The sequence below is a fragment of the Collinsella sp. CLA-AP-H1 genome (assembly GCF_040092945.1).
Classification (GTDB): domain Bacteria; phylum Actinomycetota; class Coriobacteriia; order Coriobacteriales; family Coriobacteriaceae; genus Collinsella.
Map to the genome: position 1 here is coordinate 1 of NZ_JBBNKO010000026.1, position 9,100 is coordinate 9,100.

Here is a 9,100-nt window from a genome sequence, read left to right on the forward strand (position 1 = left end):
TGCTCGCGCGCGGGGTCCACGGCAACAAGGCGAACGTGGCCACGGCGCGCGAGCTCGCCTGCTGGGTATGGGCGGTCGGCCTCATGGCCGAGGAGGCGTAGGGGGGCCGGTCCCCCGCACATAAGCCGATCACCCCGGAAGCGGTTCGATCCGAAGCCGTTGAGGCGAACCTCAGGTCCCTTTTCTGCGAGCGCCCAGGGCGCCACACGCGTGCACAGACTGTCGGTTCGACGAAGAAGCCTCAGCCGTAGCAACGGATTGCCCAGCGAGAGATCGCCGCGGGCGGATATTAAACTGCAAAGACGAGCGTCGGGAAGACACGCCGAGGTCGCCGCGGACGGGCTGATATAGGGAGAGGGCCTGACCCCATATCGTTGGGGCCGGGCCCGATTTTGCCTCTTGACAATGTCCTGCTCATATTAAAAGGAACGTCCCCAAGTGCCGGCCCGGCAACGCCGATGTTTTGGCGCGGACAGCGAAAGCCCGCCAGAGCGAGCAAGGTGCCTTGAAACGAGGCGGCATTGACCTTCTGGTCATGCCGCCGAAGTTGAAAGGCAGATTGCCGCTCTGGCGGGCTTGCAGCGTCGAGCCGTTGCGCGGTTTGGAAAACCGCGCAACTAGAGCTACATGACCATAACGTAGCGTGATCCCACGTAGTACTGCTTACCCATCAGGACCGGCTCGCCATTGGGGCCCGTGAAGCCGGCACGCAGGTTGAGCAGCGGATCGTGCGGAGCAATGCCCAGCTCGGCCGCCTGCTCGGTATTGGCACGAACGGCCTCGACCGTGCGGTAGCCAACCGAGACAATCGGCGTTCCGCCAACACGCTCGACCTCGGCAAAAATCGACTTGTCCTCAAGATCGGCCGTCAACAGCTCACGGTAGGCGTCAAACGGCACAAAGATGTTCTCCTCAAAGATGGGCTCGCCGTCGGCTGTACGCACGCGCTTAATATGCAGCAGCAGCGCGTCCCTCTGCAGGCCAAAGAACTCCATCTCGTTTTGACGTGCCGGCACAATCTGGCGATCGACCACATGTGCGCCCGCCTTCATGCCATTATCGGCACACAGCGCGGTAAACGTCTGCAGCGTCGAAGCGTGGAACTGGCGGTTGATGTGCGGCGTGGAGACAAAGGTGCCACGGCCCTGCTGCTTAACCAGGTAGCCATCGGAGCACAGCTCCTCGACGGCGCGGCGCACCGTAATGCGGCTCACGTCGTACTGCTCGGCTAGCTCAAGCTCGGACGGAATACGCTCCTTGGGTGCATAAACACCTTTCTCGATCGCATCCTTGATTTCGTCGTAAATCTGCTGGTAAAGCGGTGCATTTTTGGGCGCAGGCATATCTAATCACTCTTATCGAAATATCGAAATAACTAATACGTATATAACGTCTAGTTTCATATTACCTCATAATGATAAAACGATACACCCTCCCCACCAAAAAGCGACAGCTTCATTTTGGTAGGTTTTATCTGGGCAAACGAGAGCCTCTCGAAAGCAACGGGGCTTTCGGGGGCTCGTTCGGATGGGTTGCGCAGGACCGGCAAAATGCCAATACCCTACTTGCCGTCGTCCTGCTGCAGGCTGTCCTGTTCGCTGAGGCGCGCCTGCCTGCTGGCCATGCGTGCGGGCTTGTCGGGATCGGGAACGGCCGTGGGCATGGGCTCGTCGACATGACCACCCCACCAGCCGCCCACAAAGTTGAGCGTGTGGAACACGTTGATCACGGCGCCGGGATCAACGTCGCACACCAGCTTGATAATGTCCTGACTCTCGTAGGTCGAGACAACGGTGTTCAGCAGGTACATCTTTTCGCGGCTATATCCGCCGACGACCTCGGCACAGCTAATGCCGTGCTGAAAATGGTTTACGTAGGCAGTCATGACCTCGTCTGCCTTACGCGTCGTGATCTGCAGCGTCACGCGATCGTAGCGACGATAGAAACTGTCGATGGTCTTGGTCGAAATAAACTGGAACACGATGGAATACGCCGCCTTGTCCCAGCCAAACATAAAGCCAAAGATCGCCAGGATAAAGCAGTTGAAACCAAAGATGACGCCCCAGATGGTCTTGCCCGTGTGGTTGGAAACCCACAGCGCGATAAAGTCGGTGCCGCCGGTGGATGCGCCGGATTTAAGTGCGATGGCAGCGCCCAGACCCGAGACCACGCCGCCAAAAATGATGAGCATGATCTTGTCGCCCAAAAATGGAGCGAAATGAAAGACGTTGAGGAACAGCGACGAGAGCACGACCTGCATCATCGAGAAGATGACGAAGCGCTTGCTAATGCCGCTCCAGCATAGGAGCGCCACGGGGATGTTGAGCGCGAGCATACCGAGCGAAATGTCGATGTGAACGCCGCCCAGCGAGGTAACGCGATCGAGCAGGACCGCAACGCCGGTGAGGCCGCTCGGAAGCAAGTCGGCGGGCTGAATGAACGCCTGGATCAGGAATGTCTGGAGAACGGCGGAAATTGTGACCGCCACAGCGGTAATGGCGCGGCGTACGATGGTGAGGCGGCCGAGCACGAGCACGCGGTCCGTGAGCTGATCGATGGCGTTCGCCACGTAGGCTCCTTTCGAAGGCAGATCTAGTTGTGGGGCATGCCGGCGATTGTAGCATGGCGCGTGCGGGGGCGCTTCAATTCACCCTCCCTCGACAACCAAAGCGGGACCAACAACCCCCACGACCAAAGGCCCAAATTACAAGTGAGTAGACTTTACGCGACCTGCAGAGCACACCCAAAACCGCCACCCCTGTGACCTGCGGTTTTACTAGAGCAGATGCGCTTTGTGCTCGTCCTGCACCAAAAAGTCTACTCACTTAGTCCGAATCGAAGCCAAACGGATCCAAATAGATGACAAATTAAGCCAATCCGCAGCAAAAGACGCGTGAATCAGTGCTTCTCGCGGCGGATTGACGCTACAAAGCGGCCAAAATGTCGGTCAGATTATCGATAACGGCATCGGCTCGCGATTGATCGAGGTTGACGCCCTCGTGCGGACGCAGTGCCAGGACGCGGGCGCCGGAGCGCTTGCCGGCCTCGATGCCCAAAGGCGAATCCTCGATAACCAGGCACTCGGCAGGCTCCACCCCCAGCGCCTCCATGGCACGCAGGTAGATCTCGGGGTCGGGCTTAAACGCACTGCACTCGTGACCGCTGATGGTGTAGTCCAGCACGTCGGCGATACCGGCAATCTCCACCAGCTCGTCGATCAACTCGCGATAGGACGAGCTCGCGATGGCACACTTCACGCCACGCTCATGCAGCTCACGCATCACCGGCTCCGTCTGCTCGTTGAGCAGCTCGGCATACGGAACGGGGTGGTCCGGGCTGTAGACCTGCTTGTACTCCACGCGTAGGCGCTCGCGCAGCTCAACATCGTCGGGCACCAGCGCCTCCCAAATGGCCGGCTCGTTAGACCCCGAAAGATCGGGAATCTCGTCAAAGTGGAACCCCTTCTCTTCCATAAACGCCACGCGGCGGCGGTTGTAGAACCACTCGGTATCAACCAGCACGCCATCCATATCAAACAGCACTGCCTTGATCATACGTATCTCCTTTCGATAGCAAAAAAGGGGACGGGGCGCAAACCCCATCCCCTCTCAATCAACCCGTAAGGTCTACTTACTTGTGATTAGTAGGAAAGCTTCCACATGTAGCGACGCATGGTCAGCGGGTGCTGACGGGCCTCGGCGATCTGGTTGCCGTACTCGCGCATAACGGCGAGGTGCAGCAGCGGGTTGAAGTAGGTGACGACGCTCGCGGGCACGGCGTCAGCCAGGCCGTAGTCCTTGGAGTCGATCAGAGCGACCTTGGCGCCCATGCGCTCAAGGAAGGTGAGGGCGCGGGCGTCCATCGGACGGGTGGCGCCATCGGACATGAAGAAGACGTAGGGCTTACCCTCGGTGGAAACCTCGAACGGGCCGTGGAAGTACTCGCCGGTGTTGTAGGCGGCGGCGTCGATCCACTGCATCTCGGTGAACAGGAAGGCGGCGTGAGAATAAGCCATCTTCTCGGAGGCACCGGAAGCCATGAAGTAGATCATCTTGTCGTCCTTGAAGTCCTCGGCGAACTTCTTGGCGAGCTTCTTGCAGTGCTGAGCGGCGTTCTCGCAGAGATCGAAGATGTTGGTGAGGCCGGTGATCATGTCCTCGTAGTGGTCATAACCCTCGGTCTGCTGAAGGATCTCGAGAGCAAGAGCGATGGCGTAGCCGGGCTTCTCGCACTTGGCAGCGTAGTTGGCGTGGAAGCCGTGGACGATGACGTGGTCGGCGTCGACGGTCAGAGCGGAGCCAGCCTTGTTGGTGAGGGAGACGACCGGGCAGTTGTGCTTCTTGGCGGTCTTGTTGGCCTCGACGGTCTCGGGCGTGGAGCCACCGAGGGAGCAGGTGATCACGAAGGTGTGCTCGTTGACCCAGGAAGGCGTGTCGTAGTTGAACTCGTTAGCAGTGAAGATCTGAACGTTCAGCTTGTCCGTGTTGTTGGCCAGGAAGTACTTGGCGGGGTAAAGGTCGGACATGGAAGCGCCGCAGCCGACGAAGGCGACGCTGTGGATCTCGTGGTTGGACAGGACGTCAGCGACGATCTGCTTAGGGAGGTTAAGGTCGATCTCGTACATCTGACACATTCCTTTCGATTTTTGCGGCGCCACTTTGCCGGGCGCACGCAGGGTTACCGTGATTTGGACCGAGTCACCGGCCCGTTGAGGATGTGTCAAAGGGACTGTCCCTTTGACACATTTAGGGATGGAAGCCTGCCTGGGGTATGGGATGCCAGGCAGGCCCCCGGGGGAAAGCGGTTGGACGCTTGGTCGCGACTAGGCCAGGATGCCGGCCGCGGAGAGGGCGATGCCGCCCACGATGGCGATCACGAGAAGCCAACCGGTGTTGACGTTCTTCTTGATGAGCCAGTACATAAGGCCGGTGAGGCCAAGGGAGATCATCTGGGGCATCATGCCGTCCAGGATGTCCTGGATCACGACGGTGCCGTCAGCGAACTGCAGCGGGGTGGTGGCGCCGATCAGCGTGGCGATCATGCCGCCCACGGACATAAGACCCACGATGCCGCAGACATACATGAGCTTCTCCATGAGGTCGCCGCCCTGAAGCTTGCTCAGGTACTCGTGGCCGCCCTGATAGCCCATCTTGGCTGCGAACCAAGTGATCAGCACGGAGGGGACAATGGAGATGAGCATGGCCAGGATCGGGCCCATGATGGAGCCCTGCTGAGCCAGCTGAACGCCCAGACCAAAGGCGATAACGCGGATGGTGCCCTGGAAGAAGGAGTCACCGATGCCGGAAAGCGGACCCATGAGGGAGGTCTTGACCGCGTTGATCGAATCGGGATCGAAGTTCTCGGGATCCTTGGCGTACTCCTCCTCCATGGAGGCGGCGAGGCCCAGGATGAAAGCGCTCGTCTGCGGGGTGCAGTTGTAGAACGCCATGTGACGGTGGTAAGCCTCTTTCTTAGCAGCGAGCTGCTTGGGGTCGGACTCATCCGGATAGAGGCGATCGAGCGTGGGAACCATGCCGTAGAGGAAGCCCATGTTCATCTGACGCTCGTAGTTCCAAGAGGCCTGGATAGCCCAGGAGCGCCAGAAGAACTGGCTGACCTTCTTGTTCAGGGACACGTCCTTGGTTGCGGTTGCCATAGTGTGTTCCTCCTTAGTCTTCGTCGTCTTCGAGCGGATCGTAGTCGGAATCGACACCGGCGGCTGCATGGGAACCGTTGAACTTGAAGCCCATGAAGACGACAGCCAGGCACACACCGATCAGAGCGACCGCGATGACGGACAGGTTGAGGTAAGCGGCGAGCAGGAAACCGATGAACAGGAACGGAGTCATACCCTTCTTGATCATCATGGTGAGCAGCAGGGCCAAGCCGTAGGCGGTCATGATCTTGGTCGAAACGTTAAGACCAGTGGACAGCCACTCGGGAACCATGTTGACGATGGCCTGAACCAGGTCGGTGCCAACAAAGACGGCGAGGAAGATCGGCAGGAAGTACATGACGGCGTACAGACCGGAGCCGGCGCAGATGTGCATACGGTAGGCGGTCTTGAACTTTCCGTTATCGATCGCGCTATCTGCCACATGGGTGAGGGCGGCGATGATGGAACGGAACACGATGCCGAGGAGCTGACCCAGGACGGCGACCGGGATGGCGATCGTCATGGCGGTCTCGGCGGAAGCATCGGTCAGGCACGCAAAGGCAGCGGCCACGATGCCGCCCAGGACCATATCGGGCGGAACGGCGGCGCCGACCTGCACCAAGCCCATGGACACGAGCTCGGCGGCGGCACCGACGGCAAGGCCGGTGGGCACATCGCCCAGCAGCAGACCGACGAGCGTAGCGCCAACGAGGGGCTGCTCGAAGTTAAGACGACCGAGCAGGCGGGAGTCCCACATGCAGAACACGCCGACGAGGCCGACGAGCACCGCACTGATGAACGTATTCATACCCTTCTCCTTTCAGTCAGGCAAAAGCCTGGTTGATTACAGCTTGGCGTCGATGTCGACGCTCTGATACGTAGGGGTCTGCTGAACATAGAGCTTGATGCCCATGTCGAGCAGCTGATTGACGTCGGCCTTCTGGGTGGCGTCGAGGAAGACGGAGCTGTCCTTGCCGCCGACCTGATCGGCACCGTCGTGGTTGGCGGTGGCGCCCAGGTTGATGGCGTCGAGCTTGTAGCCCTGGCAGAACTGCAGCATCTCGGCAGTGTTGCCAAAGACGAACATGACGCGCTCGCCGAGGGTGTTGAGCTTGTCCATCTTGGCGAGGGCACGCTCGACGGTGAAGACGTTCAGGCGCACGCCCTGGGGCTTGGCCAGCTTAAGAGCGCCCTTCTTGATGTCATCGTTGGCGGCGGCGTTGTCGACGACGATGATGCGCTCGGCCTGAACCTTGGTGGTCCAGGTAAAGACGACCTGGCCGTGCAGCAGACGGTAGTCAAGACGTGCGAGGACGATCTTGGCGGGACCGGAGCTGTGACGGGACGCCTTGGCCTTCTTGGCGGGAGCCGCGGCAGCCTCGACCGGTGCGTTGGGGTTGGTCAGACCGGCGCGGGCCTCGTTGATGAGGGCTGCGAGCTCGGCACCCTTGACGGGGACGGGGCTCATAGCGAGCGTGAGCGCCAGCGGGATGTTGAAACCGCTGACAACCGTGAACTTCGTGCCGTTCTTGGAAAGCTCGACCATGTTGTTGTTGACCGAGCTGCCGAGCATATCGGTCAGCACATAGACGGTGTCGTCCGCGTTAAACGTGGCGATCATGGCGTCCACCTTGTCGGTGATGGGCTCCTTGTCGTCACGAGCAAGCGACACGACGTGGACGTTCGACACGTCGCCGAGAACCATCTCGAGCGTGTCTTTGGCGCCTGCGGCCAGGCCGCCATGAGATGCGAGAATGATCTGATTCATCTTGCCTCCTCCTTTTCGTTATGGTCATTATAACGTCTTATACGTTGCTTATATTGCTAATTAGTATAAAGACCGTTCGCGGGTGAAAATCGACCGTTGACGGGTTTAACGTACTTGAAACGTTGGGGCCGGGTAGTCCGACGCGGGCTGGATAACCCCAGGTCAGACCCTGCGCGCAATCCTCTATCGCACGAAGTACCAGGGGCTTTCCTGCACAGTGGGCTCCAGTGCGATGCCCGTGCGCTCCTTAAACAGATCCATGTCCTGAGATTTTTCGGTCCACCACGCGTTGGGCTTAAAGGTCATGCTCTCAACAACATGACCGACAAACACACTGTTGCGCAGCTTGGAGAAGTCGGTGTTCATAATCAGGATGGACGCGAGCACCAGCACGATGCCCAGGACTTTGATCACGCCGGCGGGCTCGGCATAGACACCAATGCCCACCAGTACGGTGACGACCGTCTCGAAAGACATTACGACGGGAACTTTCGATGTCTCGAGCCCCATGGACAGACCCTGCATATATAAGATGTAAGCCACGGCTGTGGGGATGAGTCCAAAGCCAAGGAACAGCAGCAGCAGCTGTGGCGACATTGCCGCGGCGACATCCGGCCACGGAGCCGCGATAGCCGCCATAACCGCACCGCCAAAAACAAAGCCCCAAAACGTGACAGCCAGCGGGTGGACCGTCTTGGTTGCTATCCGGCTAAACACCGCGAGCGACGCACCACAAAGGCCTGCAATCACGCCCGACGTGACGCCCCAAACCGAAAAATGAAAACCGGAAAGGTCGCCATTGGTCACCGCAAGCACGCAGCCAACGATGTTAAAGACAATGGCAACGAGCTTGTTGGGGGTCACGTCCTCGCGATAAAGCACGCGGCCGAGCATGACGCCAAACACCGGCGAGGTGTAGAGCAGCACCGAGGCCGTAGACATACCCACCTCGCGCATGCACTCGTAATAGCAGGTGTTGGCGGCGGCTAAACCGACGATACCGACCAGCGCGCAGGGGACGAGCTCTTTGGGGCTTGCCTTGAATAGCGTCAGGGGACCCTGAGCCACGGTAGACCCCTCACCCGGACGGCAGCCCATAAACATCAGGACCGGCGCCAAGATAAGCGCTCCGACCAACAGGCGAAAGGCCGCCATGCTCTGAGACGAAACACCCATGGCCGAGATGCCGTTTACAAAGATTCCGATGCTGCCCCACATAAGCGCGGCGATCAGCACCAGCACATAGCCCAGATTGCTTTTCTTCAACGCGGCCTCCTCGGTATTGTTTCCAATATGTTTCACACTACGTTATAGTCGTTATATATATTTTTCAAGACACAAATCGGCGAGCGGAAAATCCGCTCCCCACATACTCATTGGGCAGTCATTGGGGACGCACTTAAATGACTGGTCTTCAAGAACGCCCCCCAATGACTAGGACTGTCCCCAACTGCCGGCACAAAAGGAACGTTTCCAACGTCTAAGGCGCCGCTGGTTGAGCATAAGTCAGACACTATGACCCAATCCGAAGGCACGGAAACGACAGGAGCCCCGCTCGTGACCGCGGGTCGGGGCTGCGACAATGTTGTTGAAGTGCCAGAGGCGCAGCCGCGCCGCAACGAGGTTGGGAGGCTCCCGTGCCTAGATATTCTACCGCCTTCGGAATGGACGTACAC

Annotated in this window: 8 protein-coding genes; all 8 read right to left on the reverse strand. The window is 59.2% G+C overall.

Going from position 1 to position 9,100, the window contains the following annotated elements; translation table 11 throughout:
• Positions 1–623: 623 nt before the first annotated feature.
• Complete coding sequence (locus AAAV44_RS09655) at positions 624–1,343, reverse strand: GntR family transcriptional regulator (RefSeq protein ID WP_349115451.1); 720 nt, start codon at positions 1,341–1,343, stop codon at positions 624–626.
• Positions 1,344–1,561: 218 nt separating this feature from the next.
• Positions 1,562–2,569, reverse strand: coding sequence for a YitT family protein (locus AAAV44_RS09660; protein WP_040359122.1), 1,008 nt, complete (start codon positions 2,567–2,569; stop codon positions 1,562–1,564).
• Positions 2,570–2,924: 355 nt separating this feature from the next.
• Positions 2,925–3,554, reverse strand: a complete 630-nt coding sequence (locus AAAV44_RS09665; RefSeq protein ID WP_343006533.1) for an HAD family phosphatase — start codon at positions 3,552–3,554, stop codon at positions 2,925–2,927.
• Positions 3,555–3,640: 86 nt separating this feature from the next.
• A complete protein-coding gene (locus AAAV44_RS09670) occupies positions 3,641–4,624 on the reverse strand; it encodes an SIS domain-containing protein (protein WP_230318751.1) in 984 nt (327 codons plus the stop codon).
• Between the two features lie 198 nt (positions 4,625–4,822).
• Positions 4,823–5,656, reverse strand: coding sequence for a PTS system mannose/fructose/sorbose family transporter subunit IID (locus AAAV44_RS09675; RefSeq protein WP_152067312.1), 834 nt, complete (start codon positions 5,654–5,656; stop codon positions 4,823–4,825).
• A 13-nt stretch (positions 5,657–5,669) separates the two neighbouring features.
• Positions 5,670–6,464 carry a PTS sugar transporter subunit IIC gene (locus AAAV44_RS09680; protein WP_349115452.1) on the reverse strand — a complete coding sequence of 265 codons (795 nt, stop codon included), beginning with the start codon at positions 6,462–6,464 and terminating at the stop codon, positions 5,670–5,672.
• Positions 6,465–6,500: 36 nt separating this feature from the next.
• The gene (locus AAAV44_RS09685) at positions 6,501–7,424 is read right to left on the reverse strand and encodes a PTS mannose/fructose/sorbose transporter subunit IIAB (protein ID WP_349115453.1); all 924 of its coding nucleotides are present in this window, start codon (positions 7,422–7,424) and stop codon (positions 6,501–6,503) included.
• 183 nt (positions 7,425–7,607) lie between these two features.
• Positions 7,608–8,690, reverse strand: a complete 1,083-nt coding sequence (locus AAAV44_RS09690; RefSeq protein ID WP_349115454.1) for a DMT family transporter — start codon at positions 8,688–8,690, stop codon at positions 7,608–7,610.
• Between the last annotated feature and the right edge of the window lie 410 nt (positions 8,691–9,100).

Excerpts from the sequence above, each read along its gene's own strand:
- AAAV44_RS09655 (WP_349115451.1), bottom strand. The coding sequence starts at position 1,343 with ATGCCTGCGCCCAAAAATGCACCGCTTTACCAGCAGATTTACGACGAA.
- AAAV44_RS09665 (WP_343006533.1), bottom strand. The coding sequence starts at position 3,554 with ATGATCAAGGCAGTGCTGTTTGATATGGATGGCGTGCTGGTTGATACC.
- AAAV44_RS09670 (WP_230318751.1), bottom strand. The coding sequence starts at position 4,624 with ATGTACGAGATCGACCTTAACCTCCCTAAGCAGATCGTCGCTGACGTC.
- AAAV44_RS09675 (WP_152067312.1), bottom strand. The coding sequence starts at position 5,656 with ATGGCAACCGCAACCAAGGACGTGTCCCTGAACAAGAAGGTCAGCCAG.
- AAAV44_RS09680 (WP_349115452.1), bottom strand. The coding sequence starts at position 6,464 with ATGAATACGTTCATCAGTGCGGTGCTCGTCGGCCTCGTCGGCGTGTTC.
- AAAV44_RS09685 (WP_349115453.1), bottom strand. The coding sequence starts at position 7,424 with ATGAATCAGATCATTCTCGCATCTCATGGCGGCCTGGCCGCAGGCGCC.